Source organism: Streptomyces stoeckheimensis (assembly GCF_045822005.1).
Taxonomy (GTDB): Bacteria; Actinomycetota; Actinomycetes; order Streptomycetales; family Streptomycetaceae; genus Streptomyces; species Streptomyces stoeckheimensis.
The window spans coordinates 6,083,971-6,103,958 of the sequence record NZ_CP169550.1; the positions used below are offsets into that span (position 1 = coordinate 6,083,971).

At 73.5% G+C, this 19,988-nt stretch carries 20 protein-coding genes; 10 read left to right on the forward strand and 10 right to left on the reverse strand.

Going from position 1 to position 19,988, the window contains the following annotated elements:
* Positions 1-340 precede the first annotated feature (340 nt).
* Complete coding sequence (locus tag ACE1OC_RS27575; protein WP_407839267.1) at positions 341-1,426, forward strand: ArsR/SmtB family transcription factor; 1,086 nt, start codon at positions 341-343, stop codon at positions 1,424-1,426.
* A 106-nt stretch (positions 1,427-1,532) separates the two neighbouring features.
* On the opposite strand, the gene ACE1OC_RS27580 is transcribed toward ACE1OC_RS27575, so the two are convergent.
* On the reverse strand, positions 1,533-2,693 hold the full coding sequence (locus ACE1OC_RS27580; protein ID WP_407839268.1) for an alkaline phosphatase PhoX: 1,161 nt from the start codon (positions 2,691-2,693) through the stop codon (positions 1,533-1,535).
* Positions 2,694-2,926: 233 nt separating this feature from the next.
* Between ACE1OC_RS27580 and ACE1OC_RS27585 the strand changes: the two genes are divergently transcribed.
* Together ACE1OC_RS27585 and ACE1OC_RS27590 are read left to right on the forward strand one after the other, a co-directional pair.
* On the forward strand, positions 2,927-3,394 hold the full coding sequence (locus ACE1OC_RS27585) for a group III truncated hemoglobin (RefSeq protein ID WP_407839269.1): 468 nt from the start codon (positions 2,927-2,929) through the stop codon (positions 3,392-3,394).
* Positions 3,395-3,529: 135 nt separating this feature from the next.
* A complete protein-coding gene (locus tag ACE1OC_RS27590; RefSeq protein ID WP_407839270.1) occupies positions 3,530-3,937 on the forward strand; it encodes a VOC family protein in 408 nt (135 codons plus the stop codon).
* Positions 3,938-3,945: 8 nt separating this feature from the next.
* On the opposite strand, the gene nirD is transcribed toward ACE1OC_RS27590, so the two are convergent.
* From nirD to ACE1OC_RS27605, 3 genes are read right to left on the reverse strand one after another with little or no spacing between them, the layout of a single operon-like run.
* Complete coding sequence (gene nirD, locus ACE1OC_RS27595) at positions 3,946-4,281, reverse strand: nitrite reductase small subunit NirD (RefSeq protein ID WP_243334654.1); 336 nt, start codon at positions 4,279-4,281, stop codon at positions 3,946-3,948.
* Positions 4,278-6,863, reverse strand: a complete 2,586-nt coding sequence (gene nirB / locus ACE1OC_RS27600; RefSeq protein WP_407839271.1) for a nitrite reductase large subunit NirB — start codon at positions 6,861-6,863, stop codon at positions 4,278-4,280. The genes nirD and nirB overlap by 4 nt, the downstream gene beginning before the upstream one ends.
* 2 nt (positions 6,864-6,865) lie before the next feature.
* Positions 6,866-8,254: an NAD(P)/FAD-dependent oxidoreductase gene (locus ACE1OC_RS27605; RefSeq protein ID WP_407839272.1), complete on the reverse strand. Its 1,389-nt coding sequence runs from the start codon at positions 8,252-8,254 to the stop codon at positions 6,866-6,868.
* A gap of 166 nt (positions 8,255-8,420) precedes the next feature.
* Between ACE1OC_RS27605 and ACE1OC_RS27610 the strand changes: the two genes are divergently transcribed.
* From ACE1OC_RS27610 to ACE1OC_RS27625, 4 genes are all read left to right on the forward strand, one after another.
* Positions 8,421-9,722 (forward strand): ferric reductase-like transmembrane domain-containing protein, encoded by a 1,302-nt coding sequence (locus tag ACE1OC_RS27610; RefSeq protein WP_407839273.1) that lies wholly within the window; start codon positions 8,421-8,423, stop codon positions 9,720-9,722.
* 449 nt (positions 9,723-10,171) lie between these two features.
* A complete protein-coding gene (locus ACE1OC_RS27615) occupies positions 10,172-10,948 on the forward strand; it encodes a sulfite exporter TauE/SafE family protein (protein WP_407839274.1) in 777 nt (258 codons plus the stop codon).
* Positions 10,949-10,987: 39 nt separating this feature from the next.
* Positions 10,988-11,977: a class I SAM-dependent methyltransferase gene (locus ACE1OC_RS27620; protein ID WP_407839275.1), complete on the forward strand. Its 990-nt coding sequence runs from the start codon at positions 10,988-10,990 to the stop codon at positions 11,975-11,977.
* Complete coding sequence (locus ACE1OC_RS27625; RefSeq protein WP_407839276.1) at positions 11,974-12,486, forward strand: hypothetical protein; 513 nt, start codon at positions 11,974-11,976, stop codon at positions 12,484-12,486. The genes ACE1OC_RS27620 and ACE1OC_RS27625 overlap by 4 nt, the downstream gene beginning before the upstream one ends.
* Here ACE1OC_RS27625 and ACE1OC_RS27630 read toward each other — a convergent pair.
* Complete coding sequence (locus tag ACE1OC_RS27630; protein WP_407839277.1) at positions 12,483-13,910, reverse strand: MFS transporter; 1,428 nt, start codon at positions 13,908-13,910, stop codon at positions 12,483-12,485. The genes ACE1OC_RS27625 and ACE1OC_RS27630 overlap by 4 nt on opposite strands.
* Before the next feature lie 115 nt (positions 13,911-14,025).
* Here ACE1OC_RS27630 and ACE1OC_RS27635 point away from each other — a divergent pair, with 115 nt between their 5' ends.
* A complete protein-coding gene (locus tag ACE1OC_RS27635) occupies positions 14,026-14,664 on the forward strand; it encodes a helix-turn-helix domain-containing protein (protein WP_407839278.1) in 639 nt (212 codons plus the stop codon).
* A gap of 11 nt (positions 14,665-14,675) precedes the next feature.
* Here the strand turns inward: ACE1OC_RS27635 and ACE1OC_RS27640 are convergent, their stop codons facing one another.
* The 4 genes from ACE1OC_RS27640 to ACE1OC_RS27655 form a co-directional block, all read right to left on the reverse strand.
* Entirely contained in the window at positions 14,676-15,308 is a 633-nt protein-coding gene (locus tag ACE1OC_RS27640; RefSeq protein ID WP_407839279.1) for a class F sortase, read from the reverse strand.
* 141 nt (positions 15,309-15,449) lie between these two features.
* Positions 15,450-16,013 (reverse strand): hypothetical protein, encoded by a 564-nt coding sequence (locus ACE1OC_RS27645; RefSeq protein ID WP_407839280.1) that lies wholly within the window; start codon positions 16,011-16,013, stop codon positions 15,450-15,452.
* A gap of 217 nt (positions 16,014-16,230) precedes the next feature.
* Positions 16,231-17,508, reverse strand: coding sequence for an ATP-binding protein (locus ACE1OC_RS27650; protein WP_407839281.1), 1,278 nt, complete (start codon positions 17,506-17,508; stop codon positions 16,231-16,233).
* Positions 17,505-18,215: a hypothetical protein gene (locus tag ACE1OC_RS27655; protein WP_407839282.1), complete on the reverse strand. Its 711-nt coding sequence runs from the start codon at positions 18,213-18,215 to the stop codon at positions 17,505-17,507. Before ACE1OC_RS27655 ends, ACE1OC_RS27650 begins: the two co-directional genes overlap by 4 nt.
* Positions 18,216-18,416: 201 nt before the next feature.
* Here ACE1OC_RS27655 and ACE1OC_RS27660 point away from each other — a divergent pair, with 201 nt between their 5' ends.
* Positions 18,417-18,881 carry a gamma-glutamylcyclotransferase family protein gene (locus ACE1OC_RS27660; protein WP_407839283.1) on the forward strand — a complete coding sequence of 155 codons (465 nt, stop codon included), beginning with the start codon at positions 18,417-18,419 and terminating at the stop codon, positions 18,879-18,881.
* On the opposite strand, the gene ACE1OC_RS27665 is transcribed toward ACE1OC_RS27660, so the two are convergent.
* Complete coding sequence (locus tag ACE1OC_RS27665) at positions 18,878-19,360, reverse strand: DUF6463 family protein (RefSeq protein ID WP_407839284.1); 483 nt, start codon at positions 19,358-19,360, stop codon at positions 18,878-18,880. The genes ACE1OC_RS27660 and ACE1OC_RS27665 overlap by 4 nt on opposite strands.
* A 19-nt stretch (positions 19,361-19,379) precedes the next feature.
* Between ACE1OC_RS27665 and ACE1OC_RS27670 the strand changes: the two genes are divergently transcribed.
* A complete protein-coding gene (locus ACE1OC_RS27670; RefSeq protein ID WP_407839285.1) occupies positions 19,380-19,973 on the forward strand; it encodes a TetR/AcrR family transcriptional regulator in 594 nt (197 codons plus the stop codon).
* Positions 19,974-19,988 lie beyond the last annotated feature (15 nt).

Genomic DNA, 19,988 nt, shown 5'->3' on the forward strand with positions numbered 1-19,988 from the left:
CCCCGGCGTTCCCGGGGCTCAGTATTGGTTCAATGTTGTTCCAGATGCCTTAACGGCAACAGGCGGTGGACGGATCCCCACCCGTCCACCGCCTGTCGCCAATCCGCCGGACACGTCGGCGCTTCCCGGTGCGACCGACCGCCAGGCCCCGCAAAGCCCCCCACGGCCTTCGCGGAGCGTTTCGGTCGCGCCGGAGTGTGCCCGGCGGAGTACAGGATTTCGGTTGTCACGCCTTCGCCGAAAGGGGTTTCAACTGTGGCTGAAAGGCCATGGTGACCACGTGTGACGGCGTGCATACTCGAGGGGCGGGGGGATTGCGGTTGCACAGGTGGGGGTTCGGGTGCTGCGTATCCATTTCACTGGAGTGGACCTCGCGCGCGTAAGGATGGCAGGGCGTCCGGATGCGTTGTGGGAAACGATTCTGAGTTTTCACCGTTTACGAGACCGGCGGGATACCCGCCTCTTCGGCGATTGGCGTGCGGAAACACGCACCAGGTTGAATGGTGAAACACGACTTCTCGGTGCGCTGATACCGAGCCGCGGGTATTTCCCCGATTTCCTGACCCCCACGGAGGGGCAGTACGGGTGGGACGTGGGCCTCGACGCCCTCCGCGGGATCCGCCCCGAGCGGCTGCGCCGCGAGCTCGTCCTGCTCGGCCGGGGCGTGGAAGCGGGCTCCGGCATGGCCGCGGCCTTCGGGATGCCGGGGGCGGCCGGCGGGAGCGCGTACCGAGGCCCGGAGGCCCTGGTCCCCAGGCGGCTGCGGGACTTCATGGAGGGCGACACCGCGCACCTGCCCCGGCTGCTGGGGGAGCTGCGCGGGTACCACCGGGCGGCCGTGGAGCCGTACTGGAGCCACATCCAGGCGCAGATCGAGGCCGAGCGGGCCGCACGGGGGCGGGCGCTGCTCGACGGGGGCGCGGACGAGCTGCTGGCCTCGCTGCCGCCGATGCTGCGGTGGCGGGCTCCGGTGCTGGAGTGTGATTACCCCGTGGACAGGGACGTACGGCTACGGGGGCGCGGGCTGCTGCTCCAGCCCTCCTTCTTCTGCCGGCGCACGGCGGTGACCCTGCACGATCCGGAGCTGGCGCCCGTGCTGGTGTATCCGGCGGCGGCCGAGTCCTCCTCGGCGCAGGCCGGCGGCGAGGCGGCCCGGCCCGCGGAGGAGCGGCGCCGGCACCGCCAGCACACCCTGGGCAAGCTCGTCGGGCACACCCGGTCGGTGGTGCTCCAGGCGATCGGCGACGGGGCCACCACGAGCGAGCTGGCGCGCAGGGCCGGGGTCTCGCTGGCCTCCGCGAGCCAGCACGCGGGGGTGATGCGGGAGGCCGGACTGGTCACCACGCTGCGGCGGGGCAACGCCGTGCTGCACACGGTGACGCCGCTGGGAGCCGCGCTGCTCAAGGGTGGGGCCGTGGTGTCGTGACGGGCCGCACCCCGACGGGTTCGTGACCCGTCGGGGTGCGGTCGCCGGTGCGGTGCGGTGCGGTGCGGTGCGGCGCGGGCCGGACGTGGCCCCGCCGGGGCTGCGGTCAGGTGCGGAAGGGGCCCGTCACCTCGTACGTGATGCCGCCCGACGAGCTGCCGCTCGTGCCGCGCTGGCTGCTGAAGTAGAGGCGGTTTCCGGCGGGGGAGAAGGCCGGGCCGGTGATCTCCGAGGAGGACTGGCCGGTGATCCGCAGGAAGGGGGCCACCACGTCGTCCGGGGTGATCACGCAGATCTCCATGTTGCCGCCGTCCTCGGCGATGTACAGGTCGCCGAAGGAGGAGCCGGTGACGTTGTCCACGCCCGTCAGCGGGGCCGTGCCGCTGGGGACGAGGGAGTCGTCGTAGGCCAGCTCGTAGGTGTTCGTGGCGACGTTGAGCTGCCAGACGCGGTTGTCGCCCTTGGTGGTGAACCACACGGTGTCGTTGGCGTAGTGGCAGCCCTCGCCGCCGTTGAACTTCTTCGCGCCCGAGACCTGGCTGCGGGTCACCGTCGGGGAGCCGTCCGGGTCCGGCACGTTGGCCCAGGTGAAGGAACCCGAGGTGGCCGTGCCGGCCTTGAGGACCTGGAGGGTGCCGGTGGAGAGGTTGCCCCAGGTGGTGGGGACGAACCGGTAGAAGCAGCCGCTGGAGTCGTCCTCGGTGAGGTAGATGACCTTGCGGACCGGGTCGGCGGCGGCGGCCTCGTGGTTGAAGCGGCCCATCGCGGAGCGGCGGACGGCGGCGTTCACGCCCCACGGGTCGGTCTCGTAGACGTAGCCGAGGCTGACCTCCTCGGCGGACAGCCAGGTGTTCCAGGGGGTCGCGCCGCCCGCGCAGTTCCGGTTGGTGTTCGACAGGATCCGGTAGGCGGAGGTGATCGAGCCCGAGGAGTTGAACTTCACGGCGCTGGCGCCGCCGGTGGAGGAGATCTCCGAGTTGGACACGTAGATCCAGCCCGTGCCGTCGGCGAAACAGGCACCGCCGTCGGGGGCGCTGTGCCACTTGTAAGTGGTGGAGCCGACGTTCTGGCCGGAACGGGCGATCACCCGGCTGGTGAAGCCGGCCGGCAGCATGATGCCGTTCGCGTCGGCCGAGCCGAGCGACCCGTAGGGGCCGGCGCCGGGCTGGGCGGGAGCCGCGTAGGCCGCGCCGTGCATCAAGGTGCCGCCGAAGGCGGCGGCCGAGGAGCCGATGACGGCCCCGCGAAGGAAGGTACGACGTTCCACGGTCACTCCTGTGGGAGGAGGAGGCTCCGCGCCCGGTCGGACACGGAGTCGCACACGCGTCGAGGAACTTAGAAGTGTTGAGTTGACTTGACGTCAATTCCATATGAAGAGGGAGCGACCGGCTCGGGGTCAATCCGTCTGGAGGGATTTTCGGGATATCGAGACGCCCGGGACGACGTATTGCGGGACTTTCTGCCCTGGGGAGGGCCCCGGTGCGGGAGGATGGTGGACCCATGAGCCCTCAGGCACCCGTCTTCGACATCACCGGCCGCGCCGACCTCGACGTCGTGCTGCGCCGCTTCTACACGGCGGCCTTCGCCGATCCGCGGATCGGGCCCTTCTTCACGGAGATCGCCGGCACCGACCTCGACGTGCACCTGCCCCGGATCACCGACTTCTGGGAGCGGGCCCTCTTCCGCAGCGCCGACTACCGGCGCAACGCCTTCGCCCCGCACGCGGCCCTCCAGTCGGCCCGCGAGATGACAGCCGAGGACTTCGGCCGCTGGGTGCAGCTGTGGCGGGCCACGATCGACGGACTGCACCGGGGGCCGAACGCGGAGCGGGCCAAGGCCCAGGGCGAGCGGATCGCGCTGACCCTGCACAAGCGGCTGGCCGGCGCCGACCCGGAGCTGCTGCGCGGTGAGGGCACGGTGGGCTTCGTACCGCTGGCGGCCCTTGAGCTGCGCTCGATGACGGTCTGACCTGCAGGTTCGTAGCGCGTCGAAGAAATGTCGAAAAAACTTCGCCGGGAGCGATGAGTTCCCCGGGGTCCGGCGGTCTACCTCTCGAAAGCAACGCGGAAGCACTCCGAAAGCACCGAGAGAAGAGAGACCCCGATGTCCTCCACCATGATCTTCGTCAACCTGCCGGTCAAGGACCTCGAGGCCACCAAGGCCTTCTGGAGCAAGCTGGGCTACTCCTTCAACGCGCAGTTCACCGACGAGACGACCGCCTCGATGCCGATCACCGACTCGATCGTCGCGATGTTCCTGTCCGAGGCGCGCTTCAAGGAGTTCACCCACAAGGCCATCGCCGACACGGCCACCAGCACCTCGGTGCTGCTGTGTCTGAGCGCCGAGAGCCGCGCCAAGGTGGACGAGACCGTGGACACGGCCCTCGCCGCCGGCGCCACGGAGCCCCGCGCCGCCCAGGACTACGGCACGATGTACGGCCGTGCCTTCGAGGACCTCGACGGGCACACCTGGGAGATCATGTGGATGGACCCGGCGATGGTCCAGGGCTGATCAGCGGATCAGCCGGAGGTCGCGGCGGTCCGCACCGGGTACGTACGGACCGCCACCTCCTCGTCGTCCAGGCAGTGCCCCGACTCCAGGTCGAAGCGCTGCTTGAGCAGGGGCGAGGCCACGAAGAGCCGTCCCGCGGCCGAGCCGACCAGCCCGCGCGAGAGCACCTGCGCCCCGGTGAAGGGATCCCGGTTCCCGATGGCGTACGGGCGTCCCGCGCGGTCGACGAACACGGCGGCCTGGCTCCCGTCGGGCAGCAGCGCCGCCACCCCGCGCCCGGGGATCAGCGCCGACAGCTCGCACACGGTGAGCCATCCCTCCGCCACCTGCAGTTCCACGGTCATCGGGTGCCTCCCAGGGGCTCCAGGGTCAGAACGGTCAGGTCGGGCTTGACCTGGCCGCGCTCGGGGACGAACTTCACGCTCGGGTCGGGTGCGCCGGGGGCGTTGACGAAGGACACGAACCGGCGCAGCCGCTCCGGGTCGTCCAGGGTCTCGGCCCATTCGTCGCGGTAGTGCGCCACGTGGTCGGCCATCAGGGACTCCAGCTCCGCGCACAGCCCGAGCGAGTCGTGCACGATGACGTCCCGCAGGTGGTCGAGGCCGCCCTCCAGCCGGTCCAGCCAGGTGGAGGTCCGCTCCAGCCGGTCGGCGGTGCGGATGTAGAACATCAGGAACCGGTCGATGAGCCGGACCAGTTCGGCGTCGGACAGGTCCTGCGCCAGCAGGTCGGCGTGGCGCGGGGTGGCCCCGCCGTTGCCGCCGACGTAGAGGTTCCAGCCGCTCGCCGTCGCGATGATCCCGAAGTCCTTGCTCTGCGCCTCCGCGCACTCGCGGGCGCAGCCGGAGACCGCCGACTTGAGCTTGTGCGGGGCGCGCAGGCCCCGGTAGCGCAGCTCCAGGTCGATGGCCATCCGTACCGAGTCCTGGACCCCGTAGCGGCACCAGGTCTGGCCCACGCAGGACTTCACGGTCCGCAGGGCCTTGCCGTACGCGTGCCCGGACTCGAAGCCGGCTTCGACGAGTCGGGCCCAGATGAGGGGGAGCTGGTCGATGGCGGCGCCGAAGAGGTCGATGCGCTGCCCACCGGTGATCTTCGTGTAGAGGCCGAAGTCGCGGGCCACCTCGCCGATCACGATGAGCTTGTCGGGGGTGATCTCGCCGCCGGGGATGCGCGGGACGACCGAGTACGAGCCGTTGCGCTGCATGTTGGCGAGGAAGTGGTCGTTGGTGTCCTGGAGGGCGGCCTGCTCCCCGTCCAGGACGTAGCCGCTCGCACCGAGGGTGGGGGCCAGCGAGGCGATGATCGAACCGACGGTGGGCTTGCAGACCTCGCAGCCCTCGCCGCCGCGCGCCTCCTCGCGGCCGTGGCTGTCGAGGAGCTTCTCGTACGAGGTCACGCGCAGGGTGCGGACGATCTCGTAGAGCTCGGCGCGGGTGAAGGAGAAGCAGTCGCAGAGCCCCTTGTCGGCGGCCGGCGGCATCAGCTGGCCGATCACCTTGAGGCAGCTCCCGCAGCCGGTGCCCGCCTTGGTGCACTTCTTGACCTCGGGCACCGTGGTGTGGGCGGTGATCGCCTTCTTGGTGACGTTGTGGCAGGAGCAGATCACCGCGCCGTCCGGGAGCGAGGCCGGGCCGAGGGAGACGGGTGCGCCGGCGCCGGCGGGCAGCACCAGCTGCTCGGGGGTGACGGGCGGTACGGAGCCGGTGAGCGGGCGCAGCAGGCCGTAGGAATCGGCGTCGCCGACCAGGACGCCGCCGAGCAGGACGCCTTCGGCGGAGACGACCACCTTCTTGTAGACGCCGGAGCGGGAGTCGGAGTAGACGACGTCGAGGCAGCCGGCGGTGGCGCCGTGGGCGTCGCCGAAGGAGGCCACGTCCACGCCGAGGAGCTTGAGCTTGGTGGAGAGGTCGGCGCCGGTGAACTCCTTCTCGCGGCCCAGCAGATCGGCCGCGGCCGTCTCCGCCATCTCGTAGCCGGGGGCGACCAGGCCGTAGACGCGGCCGTCGGAGGCGAGCGCGCACTCGCCGATGGCGTAGACGTGGGGGTCGGAGGTGCGGCAGCGGGAGTCGACGGAGATGCCGCCGCGTTCGCCGACGGTCAGGCCGCTCTCGCGGGCGAGCTGGTCGCGGGGGCGGACACCGGCGGAGAAGACGACCAGGTCGGTGTCGACGCTGGAGCCGTCGGACAGCTTCATGCCGCTGACCGAGCCGTCCTCGCCGGTGAGGACCTCCTGGGTGCCGACGCCCGTGTGGACGGTGAGCCCCATGTTCTCGATGGTGCGCAGCAGAGCCGCGCCGCCGCCCTCGTCGACCTGGACGGGCATCAGCCGGGGGGCGAACTCCACGACGCGGGTGGCGAGTCCGAGTCCCTTGAGCGCGCCGGCGGCCTCCAGCCCGAGCAGACCGCCGCCGACCACGGCGCCGGTGGTCCGGGTCTTGGCGTACTCCTCGATCGCGAGGAGGTCCTCGATGGTGCGGTAGACGAAACAGCCCGGGGCGTCCTTGCCGGGGACCGGCGGCACGAAGGGGTAGCTGCCGGTCGCGAGGACGAGCACGTCGTACGGGAACACCTGCCCCGAGCGGGACGTGACGGTGCGGGCGTCGCGGTCGATGCTCTCGGCGGGGTCGTCGAGGTGCAGCGCGATCCCGTGCTCCTCCATGAAGGAGGCGGGGGTGAGGGAGAGGTCCTCGGGGGTGCTGCCGGAGAAGTACGAGGTCAGGTGCACGCGGTCGTAGGCGGGCCGCGGCTCCTCGCAGAGCACGGTGATCGTGTGCGTGGCGGTGGCGCCGAGTTCGGCGAGCGCCTCCAGGTAGCGCTGGCCGACCATGCCGTGGCCGATGAGCACGAGGGCGGGCCGGGTTCCGGGGGTGGTGGCGGTGGCCTGGGCGGTGGCCGGGGCGGGGTGGGGCGTGGCTGCGGCCATGATCAGGAGCCTCCGTCGTCGGTGAGCAGGTGGTGCAGGTCGGTGAGACCGTGCTGGTCGGTGAGGGGGGCGCCGTCCTCCCAGCTGCGGGCGAGGGCGCCCACGCTGGAGAGTTCGCCGAGCAGGACCCCGCCGACGAGGCGGTCGCCGCGGATGACGACCTTGCGGTAGGTGCGGCGGGTGGCGTCGGTGAGCCGGACCACGTCGTCGCCGGGGCGCGCGGTGGTCTCGCCGAAGGCGGCGAGGTCGAGGGGCCGGTCACCGCCGGCGGTGAGGGTGAGGCGGGTCAGGGCGCGGGTCCCGTTGTAGGCGGGATCTTGGTCAAGTCCCTTGCCGGTGCCGAGCAGGACTCCGGCGAGGGCGTCGGCCTGTTCGAGGGCGGGGCCGGCCAGGCCGTACACCCGGCCCGCGTGCTCGGCGCAGTCGCCGACGGCGTGGATGCGGGGGTCGCTGGTGCGCAGCTCGTCGTCGACGAGGATGCCCGTACGGACGTCGAGGCCGGCGGCCAGGGCGAGGCCGGTGCGGGGTCGTACTCCGCAGGCGAGTACGACGAGGTCGGCGTCCAGGCGGTAGCCGTCGGCGAGTTCTACTCCGGTGACCCGGCGGGGGCCTTGGGTGGGGGCAGGGACCCTGCGGGGCGTTCCGGGCTCTGCCCGGACCCTCTCCTCAAACGCCGGAGGGGCTGGATTCTGGCTGGTGCCGCCCGCAGGGTGCGGCGGGGTTGCCCGCAGGGACGCCCCCGGGTCTGAGGGCGTCGTCGACAGGCCGCGGACGCGGCACTCCGTGTGGATCTCCACGCCCATGCCGGTGAGGTGTGCGTGGAGGAGCTCCGAGGCTTCCGCGTCCAGTTGGCGTTCCATCAGGCGCTCGCCCTGTTGGGCGAGGACCACCTGCGCGCCCCGCTCGGCCAGGGCGCGGGCCGCCGAGACGCCGAGGAGGCCGCCGCCGATCACCACCGCGCGCACGCCGGGACGTACGGCCGCCGACAGGGCCAGGCAGTCGTCCATGGTGCGGAACGCGTGCACCCCGGCGGGGAGTTCCCGGCCTTCGGGTTCGAACAGGCCGCGGAGGGGAGGGAGGACCGGGTTCGACCCCGTGGCCAGGACGAGGGTGCCGTACCGCTCGACCGTTCCGTCGTCGCAGTGCACCACCTGCTCCGCCCGGTCGATCCGTACCGCCCGCACGCCCCGGCGCAGCGCCGGGCCGGGGGCCGGGAGGGCCGTCACCTCCGGCGCGTACCGGCCGGCCAGGACCTCCGCGAGGAGGACCCGGTTGTAGGGGACGTGCTCCTCCTCGCCGAGGACGCGCACGTCCCCGCCCAGCCGGGCGGCGAGCCGCAGGCCCGCGAGGCCGCCGCCGATCACCACCACGCGTTGCTGTTCCGAGGTCATGACACGAGAGTGCGCGGTCGCTGTTTCCCCACGGCATCGCCGTTGTTTCCCCGACGGAACGCCGACCTCAGCGTGCGGGTTAAGGGCTCGTGAGGCGTTCCTCAAGGCCGCCTTAAGGATCACCGGGAGGTCGGGAGGGCCGCCCGAGCGCCCGTAGCGTGGCCGCATGCGAGAGCGAGACATGGCGGTTCGGGTCAAGGGCGGGATGCTCGGCGGGGCGGGGACCGTCGCCCTGCTGTGGGCCGCCCAGGTGCGGCCCTCGGCCCGGCTCGACGCGCTGTTCGCGACCGCCGCGCACCTGTCCGGCCTGCTCGCCGGGTACGGGGTGCTCGTCCTGCTCTTCCTCATGGCCCGGGTCCCCGCCGTCGAGCACGGGGTGGGCGCGGCCCGGCTCGCCCGCTGGCACGCGCTGGGCGGCCGCCACGTCCTGCTGCTCTGTTTCGGGCACGCGCTCTTCGCGCTCTGCGGCTACGCCGTGCACGAGGGGGTCGACGTGCTCTCCGCCGTCCGGGAGCTGCTCGGCTACCCGGCTCTGGCCGCCGCGGCGATCGGGACCGTCCTCCTGGTCGCCGTCGGCATCACCTCCGCCCGCTCCGTACGCAGCCGGGTCAGCCACGAAACCTGGCGGGGGGTCCACCTCCTCGTATACCTCGCCGCCGCCCTCGCCTTCGGGCACCAGCTCGCCGGGCCCGACCTGGCCCTCGTCGCCTGGTTCTGGGCCCTCGCCCACGCGGTGGTCGCCGTCCTGCTGCTCTGGTACCGGGCCGTGGTCCCCGTACGCCAGGCCCTGCGGCACGCGCTGCGCGTCGCCGAGGTCCGCGTGGAGGGGCCCGGGGTGGTCTCCGTCCTCGTCTACGGGGAACACCTCGCGGAGCTGCGCGCGGAGCCGGGGCAGTTCCTGCGCTGGCGGTTCCTCCAACGCAGGCTGTGGCACACCGCGCTGCCGTTCTCGCTGTCGGCGCCGGTCCGCGGGAACACCCTGCGCATCACCGTGAAGGCCCTCGGCGGCCACTCCCGCCGGATCCGCCGGCTGCGTCCCGGCACCCGGGTCCTCGCCACCGGGCCCTTCGGGGCGCTCACCGCGGCCCGGCGGACCCGGACCAAGGTGCTGCTGATCGCCGGCGGGGTCGGGATCACCCCGATGCGGGCCCTGTTCGAGACCCTGCCCGGCGGGCCGGGGGACATCACCCTGCTCTACCGGGCGGGAGCCGAGGAGCACCTCGTCCTGCGCTCCGAGCTGGAGGCCATCGCCGCCGAACGGCAGGCCGGACTGCACTACCTGCTCGGGCCGTCGGGCGCCGCCTTCGACCCGCTGGCTCCGCAGGCGCTGGCCGCGCTGGTGCCGGGGCTGGCCGAGCACGACGTGTACCTGTGCGGGCCGCGGGGGATGGCGGACGCCACGATGGCCGCGCTGGTGCGGGTCGGGGTGCCGGTGGGGCGGATCCACGCGGAGTGCTTCGGACTCTGAGCCCGCGCCCGATTCCGTCCCCGTCCCCGCCCCTGCACCCGAGAGGTCGCCGCCCCGTGCGTCACCCGTTGCACGTCACCCTGCCCGTGTCCCTTGCCGCTGCGCGGGGCGTGTCCCCTACCCGCCCTTCGCCCGTTCCCCGGGGCTCCGCCCCGGACCCCGCTCCTCAAACGCCGGAGGGGCTGGGGTTGGCTGCGGCGCGGCACCGCAGGCCCCGTAGCTCGCCGGCGCGTGCGGTGCTGGTCGCGCTGGGTTCCGTACCGCCGGCCAGGCGGCTCGCGGCCGGGCTCGGGCTGGCCAGTGTGCTGGCCGCGAGCGTGCTGACGGTGACCGTGGATCCGTCGGCTCCTGTGGCCCCGGACCGGGCCCCGGCCGGGCGAAGCTCAACCTTTGCGCAAGTTTCCGGGGATTGATGGCCGGTGCAGCCATCTGCTCCATAGGGTCGGGCCGTGCCTGACATATCGACAAACATGATCATCGTGCTGTGCGTGGCCGCGGCCGCGGCCGGCTGGATCGACGCCGTCGTGGGCGGCGGCGGGCTGCTGCTCCTGCCCGCCCTGCTCCTCGGCCTGCCGAACGCCCACCCCGCCACCGTCCTCGGCACCAACAAGGCCGTGGCCATCGTCGGGACCTCGGGCGCGGCCGTGTCGTACCTGCGCAAGACCCCGGTGGACGTGAAGCTCGCCGTCCGCATCGGTCTGGCCGCGCTCGCCGGTTCGATGGGCGGGGCGGCCCTGGCCGGCGGCATCAGTAAGGACGCGCTGCGCCCGCTGATCATGGCGGTCCTGGTGGTCGTCGCTGCGTTCGTCCTCTTCCGCCCCGCCTTCGGCGTCGCTCCCGGAGCCGCCCCGGTCGGCCGCCGGCGCGTCCTGCTCACCATCGCGCTGGCCGGCCTCGGCATCGGCTTCTACGACGGGCTCATCGGCCCCGGCACCGGCACCTTCCTGGTCCTCGCGCTGACGGCCCTCCTCCACCTCGACCTGGTCACGGCCTCCGCCACGGCGAAGATCGTCAACGTGTGCACCAACGCCGGAGCGCTCGCCATGTTCGCCTACCAGGGCATGGTGCTGTGGCAACTGGCCGCGCTGATGGCCGTGTTCAACCTGGCCGGTGCCATGATCGGCGCCCGGATGGCGCTCCGGAAGGGCAGCGGCTTCGTCCGCGGCGTCCTCCTGACGGTCGTCGGAGCCCTGGTGGTCAAGCTGGGCCTCGAACAATGGGGCTGACCTGCGGTGGACCGGCCCGCGGGGGATAAAGTTGCGAGCGTGCCCCACCTTGAGATATCCGACCTGATCACCGTCACCGATCCGCTCAGCGGGGCGCGGCTGCCGGTGCGCCGGGGTGATGTGGTCCGTCGGCTCGACGAGGCCGGGGATCCGCGCGCGGCCCGGATCGTCGCCGGACTGCCGGCCGGCCCGGACGACGTGCTCGACCCGCTCGCCGTGGACCGGCTGATGATCGGCGTCCACACCGAGCTGCAGCGGCTCAGCGAGGAGCTGCGCGTCGGGGAACGGCTGGTGGACGTACTGGATCCGCTGTTCGAGGCCATCCGCGAGATCGCGGGCCGCCGCGGCCGGTTCCGCCTGGTCGACATCGGATCCGGGCTCGGCTACCTCGTCCGCTGGCTGGCGTCCACCGGAGCCCTGGGCCCCAACGTCGAGCTGATCGGCGTCGACCTCGACGCCGCGCTCGTCGCCGAAGCCGACCGGCTGGCCCGCGCCGAGGGGCTCGACTGCCGGTTCGTCCACGGCAACGCCTTCGACCTGCCGGAGGTCGCCACCGTCTACGTCTCCACCGGGGTGCTGCACCACTTCCGCGGCCCCGCGCTCGCGGAGTTCTTCGAGGCCCAGGCCGACTCCCAGGCACTCGCCTTCTGCCACTTCGACATCGCCGCCACCCGGCTGGCACCGGTGGGTGCCTGGATGTTCCACCGTGCCCGCATGCGCCATCCGCTCGGCCGCCACGACGGGGTCGCCTCCGCCCGGCGCGCCCACTCGGACGAAACCCTGCTGCGCGCGGCGACCGTACCGGGCATCCGGCCGCTGCTCTACGAACCCCGCGGTCTGTCGAACCCCTTCTGCACCACCCTGCGCCCGGTCTTGGGCATCCGGCCCTACCTGGAGGACCCGCTGCGCCAGGCCATGGGCCGCGCCTCCCGCCGGCTCGTGGGCGCGGAGCAGCTGACCCGCGGCGGACCGCCCGGGCACGACCCCGCGGCCTGGTCCGCCACCGCCGGGACCGGGGCCGCGCGATGAACCCGGCCTGGGCACTCGCCGCCCTCGGCCTCGTCGACGCGGCGTTCAGCGGCTTCCGCGCTTACGCCGGCCGGGACGCCCGGATCCGCAAGCACCGTGCCGTCGTCCGTGCGGCCCTGCGCGGGCTGTCGGTCGGCGCCGTCCTGCTGCTCGCCCCCGCCCTCACGGCCGGCGCCGTCCTGCTGCTCGCCGAGGACCCGGACCGGGCCTACGGGGCCCTGGCCGACGGCGGGGTCGGCTTCCTCGTCCCGCTCGGGGCCTATGCCCTCGCCGTCGTGTTCTCCCTCGCCGCCTACCTCGCGCTGCCGTTCCGGGCCAGCACCCTCGCCGTGGTCGTCGGGCTCGGCCCGCTGACCCTGGCCCGCCCCCTGGTCGTGGCCGCCGCCTGCGCCGGTGCGCTCGTCGCAGGGGGCGGCTGGACCTCGCTCCTGGTGGGATCCGTGGCGGGCGCCGCGGTCCTGTGCGTCGAGCCGTACGTCCACCGCCGCTGGTACGCGCCGGCGTACTAGGGGGTGTCCGCAGATCGAGGCGGGCGTAGCCCCGGCTCCTTCGTGGAGGCCCGCGCCACCGCGAAGAGGAACAGTCCGCAGGCCGTCACGAGCAGCCAGCCCGGCCGGGAGGCCCGGGCGAGGCCGTCCGGAGCGACGCCCGCTGCCAGGGCCCCCGCGACGGCGATGCCCACCGCCGATCCGACCTGGCGCGCGGTGGAGGTGACGGCCCCGGCCACGCCGGCGCGGGACGGCGGGAGTCCGCCGACCGCGGTGTGGGTCAGCGGGGCGTTGGCGAAGCCGAACCCGATGCCGATGAGCAGGTAGGCCGACAGGAGCAGCGGCACGCTCGTGTCCGGGCCCGGGCCCACCATGCAGAGCCCGCCCGCCGCGGTGAACCCGCCCGCGAGGAGGAGCGGTCGCCGCGGCCCGAGGCGCCCCGTCAGGCTTCCCGACCAGGGCGCGCACACGGTGGCCCCGAGCGCCAGGGGCAGGGTCGCGGCACCGGCCGCGAGCGGGGTCCAGCCGCGGGCGTCCTGCAGGTACAAGGTGGTGAGCAGCAGGCTCACGCTCAGCGCGGCGAACACCGCGACCGCGCCCAGTACCGCCGAGGCGAAGGGCGGCCGCCGGAACAGCCGGAGGTCGATCAGGGGCTCGGTCCTGCGGACCTCGACCCGGGCGAATGCGGTCGTGGCCGCCGCGGCGACGGCGTAGCAGGCCAGGGCGGCGGGGGAGGCCCAGCCGATGCGGGGGCCTTCGATCAGGACGCCGACCGAGACGCACAGGGCCGTCGTCAGGAGCAGTTGGCCGGGCAGGTCGAGCCGCCGGGCCCGCTGTCCGCGGGACTCCGGCACGAACACCGCCACCAGGACCAGCGCGCCGACGACCACCGGGGCGTTGATCCAGAACACCGACCGCCAGCCGAACGCCGCGATGAGGGACCCGCCGATGACCGGACCCGCGGCCATGCTGAGCCCGAAGACCGAGGCCCATATGCCGATGGCCCGGGCCCGCTCCCGCGCGTCCGGCATCGCGTTGACGACGATCGCCAGGGCCACCGGGCTCAGCATCGAGGCCCCGACCCCCTGGACGGCGCGCGCCGCGACGAGGAGGCCGAGCGACGGAGCGAGGGCGCAGGCGAGGGAGGCGAGACCGAAGACGGCCAGCCCGCACCGGAACACCCGGCGGCGTCCGAAGCGGTCCGCGAGGGCGCCGGAGGCGATGAGGAGGCTGGCGAGGACCAGGGTGTAGGCGTCCACGACCCATGCCAGACCGCGGGTGTCCGTCCCCAGGCCCCGGCCGATCGCGGGCAGGCCGACGTTGACGATGGTGGTGTCCACTCCGATGAGGAACATGCTCAGCGCGCAGACGGCCAGTACCGTCCACCGTCGGCGCGCACCGAGGGCCGGCCCTGAGGCCGCTCCGGCCGGGATCGTCGTGGTCATGGGTCCGCCTCGGGTCCGCGACGGCCTGTCGGCCGCCGGCTTCGGATGTCGGCCCATGCTCGGACCGGGCGGCTGCCGCGGCCCAGGAAATTTGCCGATACCGCAAAATGACCCCATGGACAGGGACGCCGAACACGCCGAACACGCCGATCGCGCGGAACACGCCGAAGACGCCGAAGACGCCGAAGACGCCGAAGACGCAGAACTCACGCGGACCCTCGACGCCATCGGCCCGCGCCTGCGGGCGCTGCGGCGCGAGCGCGGCCTCACCCTGGAAGCCCTCTCCCGGGCCGCCGGGATCTCCGTGAGCACCCTCTCCCGCCTGGAGTCGGGCAAACGGCGTCCGACCCTCGAACTGCTCATCCCGCTCGCGCGAACCCACCGCGTCGCCCTCGACCAGCTCGTGGCGGCCCCGGTCACCGGTGACGCGCGCGTCCACCTCAAGCCCCTCCGCAGGGACGGGAGCATCCTGGTCCCCCTGACGACGTACCCCGGCCGGGTCCAGGTCTTCAAGCAGGTGCTCGCGTACCGGGAGCCGAAACTGGTGACCCACGCCGGCTACGAATGGCTCTACGTGCTCGCCGGCGAGCTCCACCTCGTCATCGGCGAACGGAGCCTCACCCTGCGCCCCGGCGAGGTCGCGGAGTTCGACACCGGCGAACCCCACTGGTTCGGCCCCGCCGAAGGCGAGGTGGTGGAGATCCTGCACCTGTTCGGCCCCCACGGCGACCAGGCCGTCGTCCGCACCAAGTAACCCGTGCGCGTTCAGTACGTGCCCGTCAGGTGGGCGAAGACGACCACGTTGCCCTGGTAGCCGGTGCGCGGGGAGAAGCCCCCGCCGCAGGTGATGACGCGGAGCTCGGCGCGCGGCGACGACCCGTACACGCGGGAGTCGGGGAAGGCCTTGGCGTCGTAGACCTCCACCGCGTGGACGGTGAACACGGCCGTACGTCCGTCGGCGCGGGCGATCTCGATCAGGGCGCCGCGGCGCAGCGCGCCGAGGTGGTAGAAGACCGCGGGGCCGGTGGCGTTGTCCACGTGCCCGGCGACCACGGCGGTGCCGGTGGCGCCCGGGGTGGTGCCCTCGCGGTACCAGCCCGCCAGTTCCCGGCGGGCGGGAGGCGGTACTTCGAGACTGCCGTCGGCCTGCAGCCCGAGCCCGGTGAGCGGGGCGTCCACCCGGATGGACGGGATCCGGATCCGGGTGGGAGGGGAGCCGGGGAGCGCGGCGATGGCCCCGGGGAACCGGGCCTGGGCGCTCAGCGCCTCACCGGGGGAGGGCAGCGGAGGCCGGACGGGCTCGCCCGAGCCGCTGCCGATGAGCCAGACGCCGATGCAGGTGGCGAGCGCGACGAGCCCACCGGCGCGGGCGCGGGCGCGGCGTGCCTCTGCCTCCATGCGGCCCCCTCGGCTTGGTGACGTCTGACGCGAACGTGGTGACTGGCCGTCGCCCGGCCCCGCGAACGGGGGGGACCTCGCGGGGCGGGCGACGGGGGACGGTACCGGTCGGACCGCGGCCGGAGCCGCGGTGGGCGTCCGTCAGTTCCGCGTGCCGCTCGCCCGGCGACGCAGGAACCAGGTACCGCCGACGGCGGTGGCGGCCAGCACTGCCGCTCCCGCCGCGATCTTGGCGGGGTCGGTGGTGGTGGTCGTGCCACCGCCCACCCCGGTGCGCACGTGGCCCTGGGGGGCCCGGTCGTGCTCGGTGACGATCAGGTCGCCGGTGGCGAACTTGCCGTTCGCGCAGGTGGCGCCGATCGCGTGGGTGCCGGGGTGGGCTCCGCGGGCGACCTGGAACTGTCCCACGACCACCTCCTTGTGGGTGCCCGGGGCCAGCTTGAAGCGGCCGCCCCCGACGGTGGTGGCGTCGCCCTCGGCGTGGCTGCCGGGACCGCAGGCCTTCGTGTTCACTGTGACGGTGGTGCCGGGGGCTGCGGACTTGGGCCAGATCTCCAGCGGGGCGAAGTCCCCGGCCGCGAAGCCCGTCATGCCGAAGCCCGTCATGCCCAGGTCCGCGGCGGCGACCGCGCCGGCCACCGGGCCGGCGAACGCGACGGCGGTCAGCGCGGTGGCGGTGAGCACGTGGGCGGTGCGTCGGCGCATGGGGGGTCTCCTGTGGACACGGGGTCGTGTCTCCGAGGTAACCCGGGCGGCTGGGCGGGCGCCTGCTGATGCAGTGTCAGATTGGTGCCGGGGGGATGGGGTGGCGGGGTGTTCTCGCAGGTGGGGTGTGGTGAGAGGGCATTTGCGGGGCCCCACCCCGTCCGGGTGACGGCGGCCTCGCGGGTGCGGGCGGCGTCGGGCTCGGCCCCGGGGAGGGTCAGGCCGGGGGGAGGGTGAGAGTGGCTGCGGCCCCGGTGGGGGCGGGGTTCGTGAGGGTGATGCGGGCGCCGATGACGTGTGCCTGGCCCAGGGCGATGGTCAGGCCCAGGCCCGTGCCCTGGCCGCGTTCCGTCGCGCCCGTCAGGAACCGCTGCGGTCCGTCCCGCAGCAGCGTCTCCGGGAAGCCCGGGCCCCGGTCCCGTACGGTCACCGTGTTCCCGGTCACCGTCACGGTGATCGGGTCCCCGCCGTGCCTGCGGGCGTTGACCAACAGGTTCGTCAGGATCCGCTCCAGCCTCCGGACGTCCGTGCGGACGCGGGCCGTGCCGTCGGCGGCGCCCAGGACCTGCGCCTCCACCCCCGAACGCCGGGTGACGGCCTCCACCAGCGGCCCCAGGAGGTGGACGTCCAGCTGGGCCACCTCCCGGTCCCCGTCCAGCCGGGCCACCTCCAGGAGGTCCTCCGTCAGGCTGCGCAGGGCCGCGACCCGGTCGCGCACCAGCTCCGTGGGCCGCCCCGGAGGGAGCAGCTCGGCGGCGGTGTGCAGACCGGTCAGCGGGGTCCGCAGCTCGTGCGCCACGTCCGCCGTGAACCGCTGCTCCGCCACCAGCCGCCGCTGCAGGCTCGCCGCCATCGTGTCGACGGCCGCGGACAGTTCGGCCACCTCGTTCCGGGTCCCCGGCACGCCCGACGGGCCTATCCGTGCGTCCAGTTCGCCCGTGCTGATGCGCCGGGCCGTCTCGGCCGCGGACCGCAGGTCCTTGCTCAGCCGGCTGGCCAGCGCCGCCCCGCCGATCGCCGCGAGGGTGACGACGGCCACCCCGAAGGCCATCAACTTCTGGTCCAGTTCCCACAGTTCCGACTGCTCCTCCGCCAGCGACTGGCGTACGGAGAGCACTTGGTCACCGCCGACCGGCCGGGCCGCCCACACCGCCGGGTGGGGGCCGCGCAGGTCGAGGTAGGTGGTGCGCTGCCCGGCCAGGGCGGCCTGCCGCAGGGGTTCCGGCAGGCTCGGGCAGTCGAGGCGCGCGTCGGCCTCCCCGACCTTGTCGAAGTCGAGCTGGCCCGTGAGCTCGTACACCTGGCGCACCCGGACGAGCTGCGCGAGGGCGCTCTTGCGCGCCGCGTCGGCCACCTGGCCGGCGCGGGCCTCGTGGATCAGGACGCCGATGGTGAGCGCGACGAGGGAGCAGCCGGCGGCGAGCAGGACGGCGATCTTCCAGCGCAGGCCGAGGGAGTGCAGGAGGCGGCGGCCGCGGAGCAGGAAGCGCTTCACCGGCCGCCCCGGTTCGCGGGTGCGGGTGCTTCGGAGCCGGCCGGCAGCGGGGCCGGGCACGTGCCGGAGCTCGGTGCGGAGATGGCGTTGCCGAACTTGTGCTCGTCGCTGAGCACGCTCATCCGCTGGCCGTCCCAGTGGTAGCGGATGTCGTGCGCGGATCCGTCCTCGTCGGTGGTGCGGACCAGCAGATCGGTTCCGACGGTCTCGGCGCTCAGCCGCCGGCCGCTGGTGAACAGGATCGGAACGATCTTCCCGTCGGCCGCGGTGTAGACGCTCAGCACCGAACGCCCGGTCTGGGTGTCGGCGGCGACGATCAGCTCGTGGTGTCCGTCGCCCGTCAGGTCCGCGTAACGGGCCGGCCGTAGCCCGGCCTTGCCCGGACTCTGGATCTGCTTCCCCTCGCTGAAGCGCTTCATCGCCTTGTCCGCACGGACCACGGTCATCACGTCGACCTTCTCGATCCCCTCCGGCCCCACCGCGGGGGCGTCGTCGAGCGGCCGCGGCGGCGGCACCCGGCCGGCCACCGCCGTACCGCCGGAGCTCGGGGACTCGGTCCACGAGGGCCAGAGCGGCTTCGGCTGGGGCTGGGAGGACACGGGCGGCGCGACCTCGTCGGGCCCGAGGCCCCCGGGTGCGCCGCAGCCGCCGAGGCCGGTGCAGAGCAGGGCGGCCGCGGCGATGCTGCGGAGGGTCGGTCGAGTCATGGAAGGCGGAACCGTCGGGTGGTGGGGAGGGCGGCGTGCGGGGAGGCAGACTGACGGTAGACGGCGTCGGTCACAGGGACCGGGCGGTCGTGTAACAGCCGTGCGTAGGCGGGCTTCCGTGGCCGAAGTCGGGACTTTGGGCCCGGACCGCGGCCGGTGGGAGACCGGTCAGCAGCTCAGTCTGAAGCGAGGGAGGCCCGCATGACATCGGCCGATCGGCCGGAAGGCCGGGGCGAGGGAACGATTCCGCGGGGCGAGGAGCTCCCGTTCTTCGTCTACGGGACCCTGCGCCCCGGAGAGGTCAACCACGACCTGTTCCTGCGCGGCCGAACGGCCGCCGAGGAGCCTGCCCGCCTCCCGGACGCGGCCCTGTACGAGGGCCCCGGATACCCGTACGCCGTGGACCGCCCCGGCTCCGCGATAGCCGGAGAACTGATCACCCCGGCCGCCGGGGCCTACGGGGAACTCCTCGTGGCGCTCGACCTGCTGGAGGAGTACGCGGGCCCCGGACACCCCGCCAACATCTACGACCGCACCGCCCGCGAGGCCCTGCGCCCCGACGGCACCCCGGTCCGCGCCTGGGTCTACCTGGCCGCCCCGCCCCTGGCCCACCACCTCGCCCGCTCCGGCACACCCATCCCCGGCGGCGACTGGCTGCGCCGCTAGGGCGTGTCTTTCGGATCGGGCCGGACCTCCGGGCGCGCGCGGTGCGCGAGGAGGAGCAGTGCGGTCGGGACCAGGCCGAGGGGGAAGCCGGAGGGTTCGAGGATCCAGCCGCAGAGGAGGACCCACGCCGCCAGGGTCCAGCCCAGGTAGCGCGGGACCTCCTGGCCGGTGCGGGCCATCCGGACGACCAGCAGGCCGAGCAGGATCAGCGGTACCGCGAAGCTGCCGGGCAGGGCCCAGAACGTGCGGAGCGCGTCGGCGTTGGCGGGATCCTCGATGGCGGCCCTGCCGTGCAGTGCGCCGGAGAGCCAGTCGCCCCAGCTCGACCGGGTCTGGGCGGCGAGGAAGGCGATGTGGCCGAGGCCGATGAACACGGTGCTGCGCCCCGCCCAGAGGGTCAGGGTGCGTGCGCGGGCCGCACCGGCGGTGGCCGCGCCGACGCCGGGTGTGGTTACGGTACTCCTAGTTCCGATACTCATGGTTCCGTATAGTGGCCCCGTGGAGCCTTCGAAGCAACCCCCCGGCCGGCCGCGGGACAGCCGCGTGGACGACGCGATCCGTGACGCGGTGCGCGAGTTGGTGCGGGACGTGGGATACGCCGCGCTGACCGTGGACGCCGTGGCCGCCAGAGCGCGCGTCGGCAAAGCGGCCATCTACCGCCGCCACGCCTCGCGCGGCGAGCTGGTCTTCTCCGCGCTCGTGCACGGGCTGGAACCGCAGCCGCTGCCGGACACCGGGTCGCTGTCCGGAGACCTCGCCGCCCTGGTGCAGCTGACTCTGGGGGTCTTCTCCGACCCGGTGGTCGCCGCCGCGACCCCCGGCCTGCTCGCGGACCTGAAGCAGCAGCCCGACATCGCCGCGCGCTTCCAGGAAACCTTCATCGCCGGCGAGCGGGTGCAGGTGGCGGACCTGCTCGAACGGGCCTTCGTGCGGGGCGAACTGGCCGCGCGGGCAGACCCCGCCCTGGTTCACGCCGCAGTGCTCGGGACCGCCTTCGCCTGGGTGTTCCTGCTGGCCCAGCCGCCGACTCCGGCCCTCGTGCCGCGCATCGCCGCGCTGGCCGTGGCGGCCGCGCGCGGAGAAGGCGCGTGACGGTCACCGATGAGA

Coding starts and splice junctions, on each gene's coding strand:
- nirD (WP_243334654.1), bottom strand. CDS start 4,281: ATGACCGTGGAACTGCAGGTGGCGGAGGGATGGCTCACCGTGTGCGAG.
- ACE1OC_RS27645 (WP_407839280.1), bottom strand. CDS start 16,013: ATGCGCCGACGCACCGCCCACGTGCTCACCGCCACCGCGCTGACCGCC.
- ACE1OC_RS27635 (WP_407839278.1), top strand. CDS start 14,026: ATGGACAGGGACGCCGAACACGCCGAACACGCCGATCGCGCGGAACAC.
- ACE1OC_RS27610 (WP_407839273.1), top strand. CDS start 8,421: ATGCGAGAGCGAGACATGGCGGTTCGGGTCAAGGGCGGGATGCTCGGC.
- ACE1OC_RS27665 (WP_407839284.1), bottom strand. CDS start 19,360: ATGAGTATCGGAACTAGGAGTACCGTAACCACACCCGGCGTCGGCGCG.
- ACE1OC_RS27630 (WP_407839277.1), bottom strand. CDS start 13,910: ATGACCACGACGATCCCGGCCGGAGCGGCCTCAGGGCCGGCCCTCGGT.
- ACE1OC_RS27590 (WP_407839270.1), top strand. CDS start 3,530: ATGTCCTCCACCATGATCTTCGTCAACCTGCCGGTCAAGGACCTCGAG.
- ACE1OC_RS27640 (WP_407839279.1), bottom strand. CDS start 15,308: ATGGAGGCAGAGGCACGCCGCGCCCGCGCCCGCGCCGGTGGGCTCGTC.
- ACE1OC_RS27655 (WP_407839282.1), bottom strand. CDS start 18,215: ATGACTCGACCGACCCTCCGCAGCATCGCCGCGGCCGCCCTGCTCTGC.
- ACE1OC_RS27585 (WP_407839269.1), top strand. CDS start 2,927: ATGAGCCCTCAGGCACCCGTCTTCGACATCACCGGCCGCGCCGACCTC.
- ACE1OC_RS27660 (WP_407839283.1), top strand. CDS start 18,417: ATGACATCGGCCGATCGGCCGGAAGGCCGGGGCGAGGGAACGATTCCG.
- nirB (WP_407839271.1), bottom strand. CDS start 6,863: ATGGCCGCAGCCACGCCCCACCCCGCCCCGGCCACCGCCCAGGCCACC.
- ACE1OC_RS27625 (WP_407839276.1), top strand. CDS start 11,974: ATGAACCCGGCCTGGGCACTCGCCGCCCTCGGCCTCGTCGACGCGGCG.
- ACE1OC_RS27605 (WP_407839272.1), bottom strand. CDS start 8,254: ATGACCTCGGAACAGCAACGCGTGGTGGTGATCGGCGGCGGCCTCGCG.